A 16,060-nucleotide genomic window follows, 5' to 3' on the forward strand; every position below is an offset into this window, starting at 1 on the left:
CACCGGGCTGTCGTCAGGCCGCGATCTTGCGGCGGAATACCCAGGTAGTATCGTTCGAGGCGTCAGCTTCGAATTTGTAGCCATCCACATCGAACTTCTTCAGCTTGGCCGGGTCGGTGATGTTGTTTACCGCCGCATACCGCGCCAGCATGCCGCGCGCGCGTTTGGCGAAGAAGGAAATAATCTTGTACTTGCCGCCCTTCCAGTCCTCGAACACTGGCGTGATGACCGGCATTGCCAGCTTCTTCGGTTTGACCGACTTGAAATACTCGTCCGAAGCCAGGTTTACCAGCACCGGCGAACCCTCTTTGTTCAGCGCCTCGGTAATCATGTCGCCCCAGAATTCGTAAAGATTCTTGCCGCGCGGGTTTTGCAGGCGGGTGCCCATTTCCAGCCGGTGCGCGTGGATCAGGTCCAGCGGCTTCAGCATGCCGTACAGGCCGGACAGGATACGGATGCGCGACTGGGTGTAATCAAGCTGCCTGGCCGACATCGCGCGCGCATTGAGACCATCGTAGACGTCGCCGTTGAAGGTCATGACCGCCTGGCGTGCCTCGCTGGTATCCTTGGTCCAGCTTGCGTAGCGCGCCACGTTCAGCGCCGATAAGGCATCGGAGAGGTCCATCAGCTCACCCAGCTGGTTGGGCGAAAAATCGCGCAGGCGTTCGATCAGCTGCTCCGAATGATCGAGGAACGCAGGCTGCGTTGCGAGTTTGGTGGTTGGCGGGGTTTCCAGGTCAAGACTTTTTGCAGGCGACAGCACAATCAGCATAAGATTCAAAATCCAAAACGAAAAACCCCGACATGATACCTGTTCCACCACAAGTTGCACCGAAGCGCATCGTTATCGATACCAATGTCTGCCTCGACCTGTTCGTTTTCCAGGACCCGCGCTGGGCATCGCTGCTGGCGGCGATTGAAAGCGGCGCGGTCGAAGCGATCACGCGTGCCGACTGCCGCGCCGAATACCTGTTCGTCCTGAACTACCCTCACCTGCCGCTCGATGAAAGTACGCGTCCCGCCAGTGCGGCCCGCTTCGACCAATACATCAAGGTGGTGCAGCCGCCGGAATCCGGCGCACGGCTGCCGGTTTGCACCGACCGCGACGACCAGAAGTTCCTGGAACTGGCGCGCGACGCCCAGGCCGACATCCTGATCACCAAGGACAAGGCCCTGCTCAAGCTGGCCAAGCGGCTGGCGAAAGCCGGCATGTTCAAGGTCATGCTGCCGGAAAAATGGAGCCTGGAGGCTTGACATTCCAGTTTTACCCTCGGGGCAACACTTGTTTTATTTGGCTGCGCTAGAATGGAAAAAATGTCCATTTCCTGAGCACGATGAAACAACTGACTTCCCGCCTGCCCCACATCGGCACCACCATTTTTTCGCGCATGTCGGCCCTGGCTGGGCAGCATGGCGCGGTCAACCTGGGCCAGGGGTTCCCGGATTTCGCCTGCGACCCGAAGCTGGTCGACATGGTCACCGTCGCCATGCGCGAAGGTTACAACCAGTACCCGACCGGCGTTGGCGCGCTCGAACTGCGCCAGGCCATTGCCGACAAGATCAGTCGCTCCTACGGCCACCATTACGACGTCAATACCGAAATCACCGTCACGCCCGGTGCGACGGAAGCCCTGACCACCGCCATCCTGTGCAGCGTGCACCCCGGCGACGAAGTGATCGTCATCGAGCCGGCTTATGACAGCTATCTGCCCGCCATCGAACTGGCGGGCGGCGTGCCGGTGCTGGTGCAGATGGAACTGGCGGCGCACGGCGGCTTCAGCGTACCGTGGACCCGCGTGGAGGCAGCCGTGTCGCCGCGCACGCGCATGATCATCATCAATACGCCGCACAATCCAACCGGCAGCGTACTGCGCGCCGCCGACATGGACGCGCTTCGTGAAATCGTGCGCGACACCGACATCCTGATCCTGTCCGACGAAGTCTACGAGCACATGGTCTACGACGGCCACCTCCACGAGTCGATGTGCCGCTATCCAGACCTGGCCGAGCGCTCGTTCGTCGTATCCAGCTTCGGCAAGACGTATCACGTCACCGGCTGGAAGGTCGGCTATGTCGCTGCGCCAATCATGATGTCGGTCGAATTCCGCAAGGTCCACCAGTACAACGTGTTCTCCGTGAATACGCCCATGCAGCACGGCATCGCCAGCTACATGGCAGACCCTGCGCCATATATTGGGCTGCCGGCCTTTTACCAGCGCAAGCGCGACTTGTTCCGCAGGGGACTGGAAGGCAGCCGCTTCGAACTGTTGCCTGCGGATGGCACCTACTTCCAATGCGTGCGCTATGACCGCATTTCGTCACACTCGGAAGCGGAATTTGCGGAATGGCTGACCAGCGAAATCAAGGTCGCCGCCATTCCTGTATCGGCGTTCTACCGCAACGGCAAGGATTCGGGCATTGTGCGCTTCTGCTTTGCCAAGAAAGACGAGACGCTGGCGCTCGCATTGGAGCGACTGGCGCGCGTGTAACCACTTCGGGGACAGATTATGAACCAGTACCTCAACAGCTTACAGGACCTGGGCATGGAAGGCGGATCGCGGCTGGAGCCGCCGCCGTCCGTGCTGCATGAACTCAACCTGGCCAACAAGCGCCTGGAAAAGTTGTTGGGGGATTTGCGCAATGAACGCAATGCGGATGCCGATTTGCGCAACATCGCGCGCGAAGTAGTTCGCGCGGTCGAAATGAATCCCGAAATCGCACTGGCCTGCCTGTTCCTGAACCAGATCGCAGGCACCTATGCGGTACGCCACTGCATTGAAACCGCCATCGTGGTGATTCTCGTAGCGCGCGGCCTGGACAAGGCTTCGGATGAAGTGGTTTCGCTGACGGCGGCGGCATTGACCATGAATGTGGGGATGCTGCGCCATCACGATAATTTCCAGAGCAAGCCGGGCACGCTGAATAGCGAAGAAATGGCGATTGTGCGCCGCCATCCGGAAGACAGCGCGGAGATCCTGAAGTATGCCGGCGTTGAGGACGACGAATGGATTTCCTGCGTCCTGATGCACCACGAGAATGACGACGGCACCGGCTACCCGGCCGGCATGACGCGCGAACAGATCACCAACAACGCGCGCTTGCTTAGCCTGGCCGACCGCTATTGCGCACGGGTCTCGGCGCGCAACTACCGCTGCTCGATGCTGCCGGACAAGGCGCTTGAGAAGCTCCTGCACGATCCGCTGCATCCTGCCGATCCGTTCTTGCAGGAGCAGTTCCACCGCCAGGTCGGCAAATATCCGCCCGGGGTCCTGGTGCGCCTGGCGAACGGCGAGATGGGTGTGGTGACCGCGCGTGACAGCGGCGACGGCGTATTGGAGGTGCACTGCATGCGCGATGCGGCAGGCAAATCGCTGGCAGCGTCAGTGCATCGCCGCACCGACCAGCCGCAGTGCGCAATCCTCGAAGCCCTCACCGAGGACCAGGCCGAACTGCGCTTCAGCATGAAGCAGATCTGGGGCGCGCAAGCCGCGCTTTGACTTGCACCACACCTGGGTTTGAACGTGAGATTGAAATTTGGTGCGCGCGCACTCTTCGGTTGCCTTGCTTTGGCATCAGCCATTACCGGATTCTTTGTTTGGGCGAAGGCAGAGTATGGCCAAGCGGAGGCTGTATCCGTAGCCGAGACTTTTTTATTCAGGTTGCGAAGTGGCGATTATGAAAACGCCTTCGAGTTGACGACCAAGAACGGCTATGTCGGCAAGACCCCAGCGGATCTGCAACAGTTCACCCAGCGTCACACCTGCTTGAGTGGCCGATTCGTCTGGAGCTCTCCACCCCAGACTAATGGAAACCGGCTGCGCAGGCTGATTCGCGGGCAAAGCATCGATATGGACGAAGTGCGCGTCGAATTCGAGGGGGCTTGCCTACTGGGTGTCAGCTTGCGTCGAACTTCGGACAACAGGTGGCTGGTCTACTATTTTGCGAGCCATGCCGGGTAGTGAATGAATGCAGGTCGACACTTAATTTAATTGCTGCAAGCGCCGTTCGACAAAGGATTGCAGTTCCGGCGAGAGGCGGCCGGAATCCAGCGCACGCTGGAAAGCCGGCTTGGCCTCAGCCTCACGTTTGTCGCCCTGCAGCGCAATCCCCAGGCCCATCCACCAGATGCCATTGGCAGGCTGCAGTTGCACGGCAGCCCGGTAATGCTCCGCCGCCTCGCGATGCCGGCCAGCCCGCTCCAGCACACCGCCTAGCATCGCCCGGTAATCGGGATTCGATTGGGCGTAAGGCAGGCTCTTTTCCAGCGTATCCAGGGCGCCGCTGCCATGTTCCAGTTGCAGGCGTGCCAGCAGCATGGCCATGCCGGTCTGTTCCGGATTCAGCGCCAGGGCTCGCCGCAAATGGCGCATTGCATCGGCCTGCTGGCCGGTCTCCACCAGCACGCCGACAATCGTCTCGCGCGCAGCCAGGTAGCGCTGGTCCATCTCAAGCGCCGCTTCCAGGTCCGCAATTGCTTCCGCCACGCGCCCGAACGCCAGCTTGTCCTGGGCACGCTGGAACAGTGCCGTCGCTGATGCCTGTGCGCCTGGCTCGCGCGATGCCGGAGTTACGGCGCCGCCAGGATTTGCCTGGGCGCGCGCTTGCGTTTTAGGCGCCGCCATGGCGACGTTGTCGCTCTTGCGCCCCGCTGCCTTGGCGCCATTGCTGCCGGCTTCGCGCTTGGCCGGAGCTGCCGCAACTGTGGCGCCTTCCCTGGCTGCATCGTTGGCAGGTGCTGCAACAGCCGCCACCGCGTCCGCGGCCGGCAGTTGCAAGCCATCGACCATCTGTTCCGGCGGTGTCGCTTGCGGCTTTTCTGCAACCGGCGCCTGGCGGATAACTCCCGCGACGGGCGTCGCAGCCGCATCCGCGGGCACATTGCGCATATAGCGCCAGCCTGCGAAAGTGGCGACGCAGGCGACAATAATCACTCCGGCGAGAGCCAGCAAGACCGTGCGGTTGCGCGAAGTCCCGTACTGGACCGCCTGCACGGAATCGGAAAGGCCGCTCCCTTGTGGAGCGCCGCCCCTGGCATCCAGGTCCTGCAGCATTTTGTTAATCAGGCTCATAAGCTCAAACGATAAGACAGCAAAGCGCCCGCGGCAGCGAGTGCTGCCAGGGCAAGTCCCGTGGCCAGCCACGGCCATCCGCGCCGGCTGGCCACCGCGGTATCCTTGGCGGCCAGTTTCACGTGGTGCGCATCAATGCGCTGGCGCCCTTGGCCGTATGCGACCAGCATGGCCTTGTGCGCAATGATGTTAACCAGGCGCGGGATGCCCCGGCTGGCAGCGAACAGCTTGCGCACCGCCCCTTTACTGAACAGGCGCGCCCCCGTAAAGCCCGCCACGCGCAGCCGGTGCGCCAGGTAGTACTCCATGTCGTCGCGCGTCAAGCCGCCCAGGTCGTGCTGGAACGTTATGCGCTGTGCCAACTGGCGGATCGACCGCACCTGCAAATGCTCATTGAGTTCCGGCTGCCCGAACAGGACAATCTGCAGCAGCTTGCGTTTTTCCGTTTCCAGGTTGGTCAGCAGGCGCAGCGCTTCCAGGCTTTCGCGCGGGATCGTCTGCGCCTCGTCGACGCACAGCACGACACGCTTGCCTTGCGCCGCCAGTTCCAGCAAACGCGCGGTCAGCGACTTCAATAACTGGTGCTGGTCGACGTCGCTCGCCAGCGGCAATTCCAGTTCATCGGCCAGGGCCAGCATCAGGGTGCGTGGCTCAAGCAGCGGATTGGGCAAGTAGGCCGTGACGAAATCGTCGCCAAGCGTTTTCATGAACGTCCGGCACAGCAGGGTCTTGCCGGTGCCGACTTCGCCCGTGATCTTGATGAATCCTTCGCCGCTGCGCGCAGCCACCAGCAAGGTGTTCAGCGCCTCCTGCGAGTGCGGGCTCTTGAAGAAAAAGCTGGTGTCCGGCGTAATGCCGAACGGCGCCTCGCGCAAGCCGAAGTGGCTCTCGTACATATCAGCGGCGCCCCGTCGACTGCTTCGGATCGAGAAGGTCGATGCGGCGGCTGCTTTCCATCAGGTCGTGGCTCCAGTCGCTGGCCGTATCGACAATGGTGGGCTTGATCAGGACCACCAGCTCACGCTTCTGGATGGTGTCGGCCGTGCTGCGGAACAAGCCGCCAATCACAGGGATGCGGCCGGCAACCGGGATTTGCGAGCGGTCGGCACTGGTCGACTGGCGCATCAGGCCGCCGATCGCCACCACGCTGCCGTTCTCGCCGCGCACCATGCTGTCCATCTCCGAAGTGGCGGATGCCGCCAGCGGCAGGTTCAGGCTGCCGGCATTGCCCAGGTTGATATTCTTGTTCACCGTTGATACCTGGCTCACCGACGGGTGCACGTGCAGGATGATATTGCCTTTTTCATCGATCTGCGGCGTAACGTCCAGTACCACGCCGGAGAAGAACGGCTGCAGCGTGACATTCGGCGACACCGTGCCATTGCCGGTCGCATTGGTATTGGTGGTGGTGCTGACGCCGGTGACGAAGAATTCGTCGGTGCCGATCTTCAGCACTGCTTTCTGGTTGTTCAGTGTGGCAATGCGCGGGCTGGACAGCACATGCACCGTACCCTGCGACTCAAGGAAGGAAATCAGGGCCGCGAAATTGGAGCTCTGGAACGCCAGGCCGAACAGCGAACCTGGCGCACTGGCGGCAGCTGCCAGCGTGCTGCCAGGCGTACCCAGCAAGCCGTTCGGCTGGCCTATGAGGGAATTGGCGCCGTTAATGCGCGGCGCCAGCGCCGTGCCCGGGGCGATCATGCCGGCGGAAATGCGCGAACCGAAGGCGGCCCAGTTGATGCCGGACTGCGCCTTCTCGCTCAGCTCCACCTCGAGGATTTTTGCCTCCAGGATCACCTGGCGCGCGACTGCCAGCTGGGTCGCCTTCAGGTAACGGTCGACGTTACGCAGGTCTTCCGGCATGCCGCGGATCACCACCAGGCCCGATTGGGGGCTGATGACGACGGCGCGCCCATCCTTGCCGGCGCCGACGATCGCTTCCAGCGACATCTTCAGCTCGGCCCAGAAATCGGACTCTGAGCGCGTGGTGACATTGGCCGCTTCATCCAGCACGTTGGCATTCGGCGAATTCGGGTCGCCATTATTGTTATTGCGGTTCTGGCGATTGTTGTTGCTGGAGTCACCATTGTTATTGTTGTTATTGTTGTTACCGGCGTTCTGCACCGATGTCGACGTCACGCGCAGGTTCGACGAGCCGCGGCGCGACGCGGTCAGGTAATTCACCTGGAACATCCGGCTTTGCATGGTCAGCGGCTTGATCGAAATGCGCGTGCCCTCGATCCGGTAGTCATAGCCGTACATCTCGCGCACCGCCTCCAGCGCCTCCGCAAGCGTCACGTCCTTCAGGTTGGCCGTGATATTGCCGCTGACTTCGGGGTGCACCAGCATGTTGTAGCGCGTGCCTGCCACCAGCGAATTGAAGAACTGGCTCGCCGGCACATCATTGAAGGCGACATTGAAGCGCTCTTCCAGCACCGGGCGCGCCTTAGGCAGCTGCCCTGCCAGTTGTTCGGCCGACGGCAGCAAGGCGTCGGATACCTGGCGCGGAACCGGCGCCGCAGCCGCTGACTGCGCCGCGGTTTTCACCTCGTTGCTGATGGTGCTGTAGGTGTCGCGCATCGGCGTCTGGGTACATGCCGCCAGCATTGCGAATGCGCCGCTGCCCATCGCCAGCCGGCAAATTTGTGAAGCTTTCGAGATGCTCGTTTTCTCTGTCATGGCTGTTGCGCCTTATCCTGTCCCGATGATACCAATTTCAATACTTGTTTCTGCTTCCCGCGTTGCAGGACAACGGCACTCTCGCGTACCTCGACCAGCACGGCGCCGCCCACCTTCCCGCCCAGGGGGACAATGGCACCGTCAATCACTGCCAGCTTGCGCCCGCCCGGGCGGCGCGCCACCAACACCGATTGCAGCTGGGGACCGGCGGCAACTACCGCCACGGCCGGACCACTGCGCTCGGTTTGCGGCGCCAGCACTTCCGGCGGCGGCCTGGTCGGGTCGGGCAGCGCCGTTTGCGCCAATACCGGCATTGCGGCAAACGCCACCAGGGCGGCCAGGATAATTCTCATAGCTTCACCCAGGTTTCGTCGAGACTCAATGTGTACACCGTCAGCCTCAGGCTGGTCTCAGGATGCTTGATGACACTCAGGCGTGCGCTGCCCCAGATCAGGCGCGGCGACACTTTTTCCAGTGTTGCCATATAGCCCAGCAGGTCGGCATAACTGCCCTGCACCACCAGCTCGACCCCATGGCGGTACAGGATCGCCGGCGCCTGGCTGGACGGCTGCGGGGCCGCGCCCTGCGCGGCTGCGACAGCCTGGTCGAACTGTCCGTCGCGCAAGCCGCTGACCGGCAAAGTCTTCATCCCCACCACCTTCAGCCCGGGATGGCCGGCCAGCATTTGTTGCAGCAGCGGGACGATGCGCTGCGGCTGCACCATGCCCTGTTTGCGGTTCAACAAATCCTCGCTGGTTACGCGCGTTTCTTCCTGCACCGTGGCCAGGCGGCGCCGCATGGTGGCATTCGGATCCGCCTCGTAAGCCTTCAGCGTGGCAGCTATTTCCTTGTCCAGCGTGTCGGTCTGGGACTGTCCCTGCTGGATGGCGGCATGCAGCGACTGGCGCTCGGCCAGCATGGGTCCGAATTTTCCGAACCATGCAATGCCGGCGACCAGCACGATGCCCGCAGCGAACAGGGCCGCTCGCTGCGGCAGCGGCATGGCATCAATGCGTTGTTCCAGTTTCAGCAGCGCGGCCTTCATTGGTTCACCCCGCTTGGCACGGCGGCCGTACTGCGCAGCCGGAACTCAAGGAAACGCACCGGCGGCGGCGCTTCGGCCGGGGCGGCTGCCGCTGCCAGCGCCCCAGCTGCCGTGCTGCCTGCAACCGGCGGCAACGCTGTCAGCGGCATGTTCCCGGCCACGTCGGCGGCCGGCGCCTGCACTGCCGCAGGTCCCAATTCCAGGGTCTGGAAAGACTTGCCGCGCAAGACAGGTTCACCGCCAAGGCGCGACAGGTAGGCCGGCACCAGCGCCGCCTGCAGCACGCGGCCCTGCATGCTCACGTCGCGCCGCTCGCCCTCTACTGCTACTTCCGTCAGCCATAAGCCGCTGACGCTCTGGCGTGCCAGAGCGCGGAAATACTCGGCGAAGCCTGCGGCGCCTTCGCCTTCGGCCTGGCGCAGCATCTGCATCGCTTGCTGCAGCGATTTCAAGCGTGATTCTTTCGTTGCCAGCTCAGCCTTCAAGACCGGGTCGCTGGGGCGCGGCGCAAACTCCGCGGCCACCGCCTGCACCCGCGCCTGCCGCTCCTTCAAGCGCATCTCCTGCTGCGACGCCTGCTTGCGCAAGGGCTGCAACTGCTGGTCGGCGAAAATGGTGATCGCAATGGTGCCGGCCGCCATGGCCAGCAGGGCGAGCGCCATGCCGCGCGCGCCAAGGCTGTGGCGCTGCCGCATGAAGATCGGGTTGAACAGGTTGATCTGCTGGCTCATGGCGCGATCACTTCCTGGCGCAATGCTGCGCCGAGGGCGAAGAAGTAATGCGCCTGCTGCGCGCTGTCCTGCAACTCAGGCACAGCGGACAGGTCGATCACTTCCGCCAGGTTGCATTGGACTACCGGCATATACATATTCGACGACAGGTAATTCAGCAGCGGCTCGCCGCAGCCGGGGGCCAGCGCCATCCTGGAGATTGAAACAAAGCCGAACTGCCGCTCGAAGTGGTCGAGCGAACGCTGGATCTCCAGCATCAGCCGGTCCAGTGCGGCATGGCGGCGATCGGCATCGCCCTCGTCCAGCAGTGCCGGCGTGACATCGATCCGGCGCGCCAGATACAGCTCGCCCTGGTAAGTGACGGTCAACAGGCCGCCCTGCGCGCCGATCGACAGCATCGCCAGGCCGCGTCCCTCCTGCTCCAGCAAAGCCGATACGTTGCGCTGGGCTGTCTCCGGAATGTCGATCACCTCCAGGTCGATGTCGGCGCCGAAGAACAGTTCCTGGCGCTGGCGGATCACGCTATTACGTGCCGCCACCACGAACATGCTGGGCGTGCGGCCGCTGGCGCGCTCCACCGGAATCGCCATCACATCGAAGGTCGCGTCGTCGACGTGGAAGTCGAGCATGTCCTTCATACGCCAGCGCACGGCCGTCTTCAGTTCATCTTGCGGAACGTTGGGTGCCTCCAGCGTCAACAGCTGGTACTCGCTGGGCGAGAGCAGCGTACTACAGCGGAATCGCGCGGCATTGCGCGAACGCGCCGCGCGCGCCAGCGCCTCGTCGGCGCCCTGGCCTTCAAGTCCCGCCTCCACACAGCCAAGCAGCACAGGCGTGCTTGCGCCGTGCCGGCGCATCGTCGCCAACGCCATGCCTTGCGGCATAGGCGCAAACACCAGCCAGGCGTCTTTTTCCTTTTTAGCTTTCGAAAAGAATCGCATCGCGCCCTGTCTTCAAACTTTTAGATGAAGAAACAATCGTAATTGTTTGATTAATATGCCATATTTTGCCATTGTTCAGCCCCGGTGTCAGTACAATTCCCTTATATAGGTGACAGGTGTGTTGCGATAAATGCCAAATGTCGCCCTGCCCACCGTACTTGGCAGCCATTCCGGCGCCAGCAAAGGGTCGAAGTAATAATCCGCCGTGCCATTGTTGCCTGCACCCGGCGCTTTCAGCAGGAAGCGCGTCTGGCCGCTGCTGATGGAGCGCAGTGCGGTCGAGGTGGCGCCCAGCACTGGCTTGCAGCTGGCGCCGGCCAACAGGTTCTTCTTGCAGTTGGTGAATTTGAGCAAAGCGGGATTGACCACGTCGGCCATCGAATCGCCGGCGCTGGTGGCCCAGCGCGTACCGTTCCAGTATTGCACGCGCGCGTTGACCGGCTGGTATTGCAACTCCGAGCCGAACAGGTTCGGCAACTGCAGGCGCGCATTCACCAGCACCACCTCGCCCTCGACCAATGCGCGCGCCGCGTTGTATCCGTACAGCGAGCTGACGCCGTCGGCATCGGTGGCGCGTACATACACCAGGACAGGCGCCTGGCGCCCGGCAGCCGCGGTACCGGTGATCGAATACGGGTTCGCCAGTTTGTAGTCGACCGACAGCGACAAGGTCCCTTCGTCATTATCGAAATCGATGTCGCCGCTGTCCTTCACCATCGCCGCTTTTTTGTCGCGCCGCAGGGAATTGTCAGGAGCGGCCGCAGCGAAGACCAGCGCCGGGCACACGCCCCCGTTGGGCGGCGCGAGCGTCTGGTTGCCTGCGCCGCACATGTAAAGCGCCTTTGAAAACGCACCGCGGTAATTTTTCAGCAGGTTGCCCTCCACATCGTGCGCCGTCACAGTCGTGGCAAACGGCAGGCCCGAATACACCATGCCGCTGGTGGCGGAACATGGGACGTCGGCCGGGCAAGGCAGGATAGGCCCCAGCGAGTCGGCCGCTTCCAGCTTGGTGTTGAAGTGGTCGGGCACGAAACGGCCTATATTGGTCGTGGCCGGACTGATGCCGCCGCTGCCAAGGTAGTCGTTGCCGGCCAGGGTCGCCTTTACGGTAATGATGCCTACTTCAGGATAGTTGAAGGTGCCGCTTGAGCGTCCCAACGAAAACGGATTGAGGCTGCCCTCAAGGGCCGGCCGCGCCACCATGTCGGCAAAGGAAAGGCCGTCGCTTGGATCCGGATCGAAATCCACGCTGCGCGGCGACACCTCGTTGCCGAAGTTCTGCGCAAAGTACTTGGTGCCGCTGGTCTTGTCGCGGGTCCGCACACCGACGCGTATCGTGAATGGTTCGCCGGCGGCCGCGAACTGTGCGCCGGTGGCAGTGCTGGCACTTGGATTGTCGGTACGGGTTCCATCTGCAGCGGTCTTGTAGACTTCCATCTCCAGCATGTAAGGACGCATCACCACCGGCCCGCTGGCGCCCGTCTTGCCCAAGGAGTCCTGCATGAAAAGCTTGATGCGGCCGACGTCGAAATAATTGAACGTCAGCGGGGTGCTGATGCTGGCCTGGTTGGCGTCGACCACCAGGGCGCGATATGCCGACCATTGCGTGCCGCTTGGAGTGGCGCTGTTCTCCGCGCATTTTGGCAGCAAGGCGCTGCGGTCGGGGAAGGAAGCGAACTCCGACGATCCCTTGACTGGATTCTGGCAGGACATACCAAAGCGCATCGAGACCGTCGTCGGCAAAGTCGCACTGGGAGCGGTCGGGACGCCGGACGAATTGACCAGCGTGATGTACACGGGAATATCGTCGCCCGCGACTACGCTCTTCCAGTCAATGAACAGGCATTGTCCTGCGCTGCCGAACGCCACGCCCTTGGTGCATTTCGATTTCGTAAATACGTAGGGCGCCACGTCCACCGAAGCGGTGTCGGTGGCAGTGTTGTTCGACATCTGGTTGTCGAATTCACTGCCGCTCACAGTGACGGTATTGCTAAGCGAATTCGTCACTGCGTTGACCATGACAGTCAGTTGTAGCGGCGGCGCACTGGCGCCAACATCCAGCGGCGTGTTGTAGTTGCAGGTGACTTTCTGGCCGGGCTGGGCGCAGGTCCAGCCATCGCCGCCCGCATACACCAGGCTCACTTGCGCAGGCAGGTCGTCGACCACCTGCACGGTGCCCGGCTCCGCCGCCGGGCCATAGTTGGTGACATTCACTGTGTACACCATGGTTTGGCCGAGCGTCGGCGCCTGATCGCGCGAGATCGTAATGCCGAGGTCGGTCACCGGCGTATTCGGCACCGCGATCACCTCGGCGCTCAGCAGCACCAGGTCCTGGTCGGAACGGTACACCGTGGCGGCGCTGGTTTGTCCCGCCTGGATCACCGGGCTGCTGACCGTGTAAGAATCGTAGTCAATGCCATAGGAAGCCGAATCGGTGCCGGCAATGGTACTGACGGAATTGAACTGGTTGCCCGGCGGATTGACGGTGTTCGACATCGAATAGCCGTTGAAGGTCAGGAACTCGCCGTTGGACGTACTGCTCAGCGTGCTGTCGCCTTCCCAGGTGATGTGCGCAATGCGCCCGGTCTGTGTTGTCAGTGGCGGAATCTTGAAATTCGACAGCGACAGGCTCACGCTGCTGTACTGGATGTACTGGAAGCCTTCGTAGATATTCAGCACGCGGAACGTTTCGCTCGGCAGCGAATAGACCACCACCATTGCCCAGCCGCCGACCACGGCCTGCACATCGCACCACTTCGCCGCATTATTGATGGTCAGGCCCGAAAACGTATATTTGCCGTTGCGCTTGGCGGTGACCTCGGCCGTGATGTCATAAGCGCCGCTGAAGAAATCGTAGCCCACGGTGGCGCTCTTGTACTGGCGCGAGGCGGGCGCCGTAATCGCCTTGCCCTCGAAGACCACGCCATAATCGGTGGTGGTACCGGAAGCGGCCCAGTAAAGCTGGGCGCTGAGGATCTTGGCCGTTGTCGGAATCCCGCTCAAGGTCACGTCCGTGATCTCGTTGGCGGCATAAATGGTGCAAGGATTGGTCGTGTTGGACGCCTTGCGCAGCGTCCTTTCCGCGCCAACGAAATTGACGTTGCCGGCAAAGCTCTTGAACAGCGAAATAGTGGTATCCGCATGCGCAGGCGCGGCCAGCACCATGCACATGGCGGCAGTGAGCAGGAAGCGGCAAAGGCGCAACAGGCTATTCACTTCTTCAATCTCCGAAATCGACCTGGATGACCCGCTGCACATAGTCGGAACTATTGTTCGCATTCGGGCAAGCGCCTGCTGCAGGCTGGTTGCAGGCAACCGAGCGCATGCGATAGCGCTTGATCGCTCCCAGCACCGTGGTGGTGCAAGTCACGGTAACAGTATAGGGGCTCAGGGTGGTATTGGCCGGCATGGCGAAGCTGGACGTGGACGAAGCGCCGCTCGCTGCCGGGCACAAGGCGGCGCTGCGCAACTGGCGGTGCAGGCCCCATTCCACACCGGAGCGCGCGGCCTGGTAGGCGCGCGTTCCCTGCACGTCGAGCCCGAAGGCTGCCTGCTGGGTGGTGGTGACGGTGACGATGGCCACCGCCAGGAAGGACAGGACCACGACCAGGAAAATGGCCGCAACCAGGCTCACGCCGCGCTGCCGCGAATGTCTGCGCATGGTCGTCATATCGGGTTATCCACGTGGATCTGGTGGAACAGCGTCACCGACTCCGCCGGCACATCCGGCCGCGCCAGTGTCAGGCTGATGCCAAGCAGGCCTGAACGGGTATTGGCGATATTCGCCTCATACGTAAATTGGCAGGCCGTGACGTTGGTGGCCAGTATGGCCGTATCCGGCGCTGCAGCTGGCGGCGCGTAGTTCCATTGCCGCACCAGCTGGCGATTCGCCAGGTCGCAGACAAACTTGACCGGGCCGGTCACCACCTGGAACCGGCGCGCAGGCGAACTCAGTACAGGCGCGCTGCCGCCCGGACCGGCGAAAGGATTGTTGGCCAGGGTAACGGTATTGCCCGCCACCGCACTGACCAAGGCAATATTGTCGCCCGCGTAAGCATCTGCGCGGTCAATGCCGGGCCCCAGGTTGTACACCACGATGGAGTCGGTGCCAGGCACAATCGCAGGCGACGGCATCTGGCCCACCACGGTAAAAGTACGGTCGGTGCTGTCGACGAAATCAAGGTAGGCGGCGCCCTCGTTATCTTCTTCGGCCAGATAGCGCCCACCGGATTTGGTCGGGAAGAATTCCACCGTGGTGCCACCGCCGGTGACCCGCGCGCTATTGGGCAGCGCCCGCCGCACCTCGCGTGCAATGCGCCGCACCGCGATGTCGGCGGCGTCGCTCAACTCGGCGCGCGCGGCGCTGTCGACATAAGCCTGCACCGGTGCGCGCAGGAATACGGCAACCATGCCGACCACGATGCCGGTCACGACCATCACAACGATCATCTCGATCAGCGTAAAGCCCCCTGCCCGCCTCATTGCGCCACCTGCGGCGAGTGACGGGTGCGGTAAGTGTCGAGTTCAACGAAATCGGTCGCCAGCGGGCCGTGGGTCACGCGCACCGTCAGCCGCAGTACTTCCTGCGTCGCGACCGCAGCGGTCGACGTGATCCCGTTCAGCGATTCGGCACGCAAAGTGAGCGTCGCAGCGTACCCGCTCACTCCCAGTTCGTTGCCAGCGGCGTCTACAAGTTTGCCGGCCGCGTTATTGAAGGCGGCAACCGGCACCCCTAGACTTCCCACATAGTCATTGATGTTATCGAAAGGCCGTGGTGTGTTGCCGGGCTCGGTTCCGACACCTTCGGGCGTCGCACAATTGGCGGGCGCCGCAGGGTTTTCCGTGGTGTCGCTCGGATCGCAGAATGTGAATGCCGCCAGCTGCACTTCCTCCAGCAAACCCTCGGCGATCAGCAAGGCCTGCTTGCGGCGCAGCGGGTCGGCACTGGTATTGCTGGTATTGGCCAGCGTCCGCAGGATAGCTGCAGCCGCGATGCCGACAATGATAATGAACAGGATCAATTCGATAAAAGTCAGGCCCGACTGGCGTTGGCGTCTAATAGACATAGCCGGTTTCCCATTGCACCCTGACCGCCTGCTGTACACTGCCGGCACTCACCTGGAGGTTGAGGGAGCTGAACTCCGCACCCGAAGACAGCTGAGGTTTGCCAGCTGCATCGAAAAAGAAATGGTTGTTTGCGGCGCCAGCCGGCGACAGCCCCAGGGTCACATTGGCCGGGGGCGCTATACAGGCCCATGAGCGGTCTGTGCCGCATTGGCCGCTGTTAAAGCTGTTGCCGCCGCCAGGATCTCGCACGTGATTGGCAGCACTGCAGTTGGCGGCAAAACAAAGCGCCACGCTGGTGCCGTCAAGGTAGACGTATATTGGCCGGTTCTGGGCGATCGCCAATTGTTGGCCATAGCGCAGGGTGGCCCTGGCTTGCGCCGCAAAGCCAGCCGCATCGTAGTCGCCGCGCGCAAAAAAACGACCGAAAGCAAGCGCTGACAGGATGCCGATAACAACCAGCACAATGATCAGCTCGACCATTGTGAAGCCGCGGTCAGGCGAAGCTCCGCTGGTTGCCATCGCTCCGTT

At 62.3% G+C, this 16,060-nt stretch carries 17 protein-coding genes; 4 read left to right on the forward strand and 13 right to left on the reverse strand.

Features of this window, described 5'->3' with window-relative positions; genetic code table 11:
- Nucleotides 1-13: 13 nt before the first annotated feature.
- On the reverse strand, nt 14-772 hold the full coding sequence (gene yaaA, locus ASE26_RS07935) for a peroxide stress protein YaaA (protein ID WP_055926576.1): 759 nt from the start codon (nt 770-772) through the stop codon (nt 14-16).
- 32 nt (nt 773-804) lie between these two features.
- Between yaaA and ASE26_RS07940 the strand changes: the two genes are divergently transcribed.
- From ASE26_RS07940 to ASE26_RS07955, 4 genes are all read left to right on the forward strand, one after another.
- The gene (locus ASE26_RS07940; RefSeq protein ID WP_055926578.1) at nt 805-1,254 is read left to right on the forward strand and encodes a putative toxin-antitoxin system toxin component, PIN family; all 450 of its coding nucleotides are present in this window, start codon (nt 805-807) and stop codon (nt 1,252-1,254) included.
- 80 nt (nt 1,255-1,334) lie between these two features.
- Nucleotides 1,335-2,489 carry a pyridoxal phosphate-dependent aminotransferase gene (locus tag ASE26_RS07945; protein WP_055926580.1) on the forward strand — a complete coding sequence of 385 codons (1,155 nt, stop codon included), beginning with the start codon at nt 1,335-1,337 and terminating at the stop codon, nt 2,487-2,489.
- A gap of 18 nt (nt 2,490-2,507) precedes the next feature.
- On the forward strand, nt 2,508-3,497 hold the full coding sequence (locus ASE26_RS07950; RefSeq protein WP_055926582.1) for an HD-GYP domain-containing protein: 990 nt from the start codon (nt 2,508-2,510) through the stop codon (nt 3,495-3,497).
- Nucleotides 3,498-3,527: 30 nt separating this feature from the next.
- Nucleotides 3,528-3,959 (forward strand): hypothetical protein, encoded by a 432-nt coding sequence (locus ASE26_RS07955; RefSeq protein WP_156397886.1) that lies wholly within the window; start codon nt 3,528-3,530, stop codon nt 3,957-3,959.
- Between the two features lie 21 nt (nt 3,960-3,980).
- Here ASE26_RS07955 and ASE26_RS07960 read toward each other — a convergent pair whose 3' ends face one another.
- The 12 genes from ASE26_RS07960 to ASE26_RS08015 all read right to left on the reverse strand — a co-directional run bounded on the left by ASE26_RS07960 (nt 3,981) and on the right by ASE26_RS08015 (nt 16,051).
- The gene (locus ASE26_RS07960) at nt 3,981-5,069 is read right to left on the reverse strand and encodes a tetratricopeptide repeat protein (RefSeq protein WP_055926586.1); all 1,089 of its coding nucleotides are present in this window, start codon (nt 5,067-5,069) and stop codon (nt 3,981-3,983) included.
- Nucleotides 5,066-5,965, reverse strand: coding sequence for an ExeA family protein (locus tag ASE26_RS07965; RefSeq protein ID WP_055926587.1), 900 nt, complete (start codon nt 5,963-5,965; stop codon nt 5,066-5,068). Before ASE26_RS07965 ends, ASE26_RS07960 begins: the two co-directional genes overlap by 4 nt.
- 1 nt (nt 5,966) lies before the next feature.
- Nucleotides 5,967-7,748, reverse strand: coding sequence for a pilus (MSHA type) biogenesis protein MshL (gene mshL, locus ASE26_RS07970; protein WP_373922073.1), 1,782 nt, complete (start codon nt 7,746-7,748; stop codon nt 5,967-5,969).
- Nucleotides 7,745-8,101 carry a hypothetical protein gene (locus tag ASE26_RS07975; RefSeq protein ID WP_055926592.1) on the reverse strand — a complete coding sequence of 119 codons (357 nt, stop codon included), beginning with the start codon at nt 8,099-8,101 and terminating at the stop codon, nt 7,745-7,747. The genes mshL and ASE26_RS07975 overlap by 4 nt, the downstream gene beginning before the upstream one ends.
- Nucleotides 8,098-8,793, reverse strand: a complete 696-nt coding sequence (locus ASE26_RS07980; protein WP_055926594.1) for a hypothetical protein — start codon at nt 8,791-8,793, stop codon at nt 8,098-8,100. The genes ASE26_RS07975 and ASE26_RS07980 overlap by 4 nt, the downstream gene beginning before the upstream one ends.
- On the reverse strand, nt 8,790-9,524 hold the full coding sequence (locus tag ASE26_RS07985) for a hypothetical protein (RefSeq protein WP_055926596.1): 735 nt from the start codon (nt 9,522-9,524) through the stop codon (nt 8,790-8,792). The genes ASE26_RS07980 and ASE26_RS07985 overlap by 4 nt, the downstream gene beginning before the upstream one ends.
- Nucleotides 9,521-10,465, reverse strand: coding sequence for a pilus assembly protein PilM (pilM, locus tag ASE26_RS07990; RefSeq protein WP_055926598.1), 945 nt, complete (start codon nt 10,463-10,465; stop codon nt 9,521-9,523). The genes ASE26_RS07985 and pilM overlap by 4 nt, the downstream gene beginning before the upstream one ends.
- A gap of 87 nt (nt 10,466-10,552) precedes the next feature.
- Nucleotides 10,553-13,681 (reverse strand): DUF11 domain-containing protein, encoded by a 3,129-nt coding sequence (locus ASE26_RS07995; protein ID WP_055926600.1) that lies wholly within the window; start codon nt 13,679-13,681, stop codon nt 10,553-10,555.
- Nucleotides 13,682-13,685: 4 nt separating this feature from the next.
- Nucleotides 13,686-14,135, reverse strand: coding sequence for a hypothetical protein (locus ASE26_RS08000; protein WP_055926602.1), 450 nt, complete (start codon nt 14,133-14,135; stop codon nt 13,686-13,688).
- On the reverse strand, nt 14,132-14,947 hold the full coding sequence (locus ASE26_RS08005; protein WP_082507150.1) for a type II secretion system protein J: 816 nt from the start codon (nt 14,945-14,947) through the stop codon (nt 14,132-14,134). The genes ASE26_RS08000 and ASE26_RS08005 overlap by 4 nt, the downstream gene beginning before the upstream one ends.
- Nucleotides 14,944-15,531, reverse strand: a complete 588-nt coding sequence (locus ASE26_RS08010; protein WP_055926606.1) for a hypothetical protein — start codon at nt 15,529-15,531, stop codon at nt 14,944-14,946. Before ASE26_RS08010 ends, ASE26_RS08005 begins: the two co-directional genes overlap by 4 nt.
- The gene (locus tag ASE26_RS08015) at nt 15,521-16,051 is read right to left on the reverse strand and encodes a Tfp pilus assembly protein FimT/FimU (protein WP_055926608.1); all 531 of its coding nucleotides are present in this window, start codon (nt 16,049-16,051) and stop codon (nt 15,521-15,523) included. Before ASE26_RS08015 ends, ASE26_RS08010 begins: the two co-directional genes overlap by 11 nt.
- Nucleotides 16,052-16,060: the final 9 nt, after the last annotated feature.

Source organism: Duganella sp. Root198D2 (genome assembly GCF_001428585.1).
In the GTDB taxonomy this organism is placed as follows: domain Bacteria; phylum Pseudomonadota; class Gammaproteobacteria; order Burkholderiales; family Burkholderiaceae_D; genus Rugamonas.

Coding starts and splice junctions, on each gene's coding strand:
- mshL (WP_373922073.1), bottom strand. CDS start 7,748: ATGACAGAGAAAACGAGCATCTCGAAAGCTTCACAAATTTGCCGGCTG.
- ASE26_RS08010 (WP_055926606.1), bottom strand. CDS start 15,531: ATGTCTATTAGACGCCAACGCCAGTCGGGCCTGACTTTTATCGAATTG.
- ASE26_RS08000 (WP_055926602.1), bottom strand. CDS start 14,135: ATGACGACCATGCGCAGACATTCGCGGCAGCGCGGCGTGAGCCTGGTT.
- ASE26_RS07965 (WP_055926587.1), bottom strand. CDS start 5,965: ATGTACGAGAGCCACTTCGGCTTGCGCGAGGCGCCGTTCGGCATTACG.
- yaaA (WP_055926576.1), bottom strand. CDS start 772: ATGCTGATTGTGCTGTCGCCTGCAAAAAGTCTTGACCTGGAAACCCCG.
- ASE26_RS07980 (WP_055926594.1), bottom strand. CDS start 8,793: ATGAAGGCCGCGCTGCTGAAACTGGAACAACGCATTGATGCCATGCCG.
- ASE26_RS07950 (WP_055926582.1), top strand. CDS start 2,508: ATGAACCAGTACCTCAACAGCTTACAGGACCTGGGCATGGAAGGCGGA.
- ASE26_RS08015 (WP_055926608.1), bottom strand. CDS start 16,051: ATGGCAACCAGCGGAGCTTCGCCTGACCGCGGCTTCACAATGGTCGAG.
- ASE26_RS07985 (WP_055926596.1), bottom strand. CDS start 9,524: ATGAGCCAGCAGATCAACCTGTTCAACCCGATCTTCATGCGGCAGCGC.
- ASE26_RS08005 (WP_082507150.1), bottom strand. CDS start 14,947: ATGAGGCGGGCAGGGGGCTTTACGCTGATCGAGATGATCGTTGTGATG.
- pilM (WP_055926598.1), bottom strand. CDS start 10,465: ATGCGATTCTTTTCGAAAGCTAAAAAGGAAAAAGACGCCTGGCTGGTG.
- ASE26_RS07945 (WP_055926580.1), top strand. CDS start 1,335: ATGAAACAACTGACTTCCCGCCTGCCCCACATCGGCACCACCATTTTT.
- ASE26_RS07940 (WP_055926578.1), top strand. CDS start 805: ATGATACCTGTTCCACCACAAGTTGCACCGAAGCGCATCGTTATCGAT.
- ASE26_RS07960 (WP_055926586.1), bottom strand. CDS start 5,069: ATGAGCCTGATTAACAAAATGCTGCAGGACCTGGATGCCAGGGGCGGC.
- ASE26_RS07975 (WP_055926592.1), bottom strand. CDS start 8,101: ATGAGAATTATCCTGGCCGCCCTGGTGGCGTTTGCCGCAATGCCGGTA.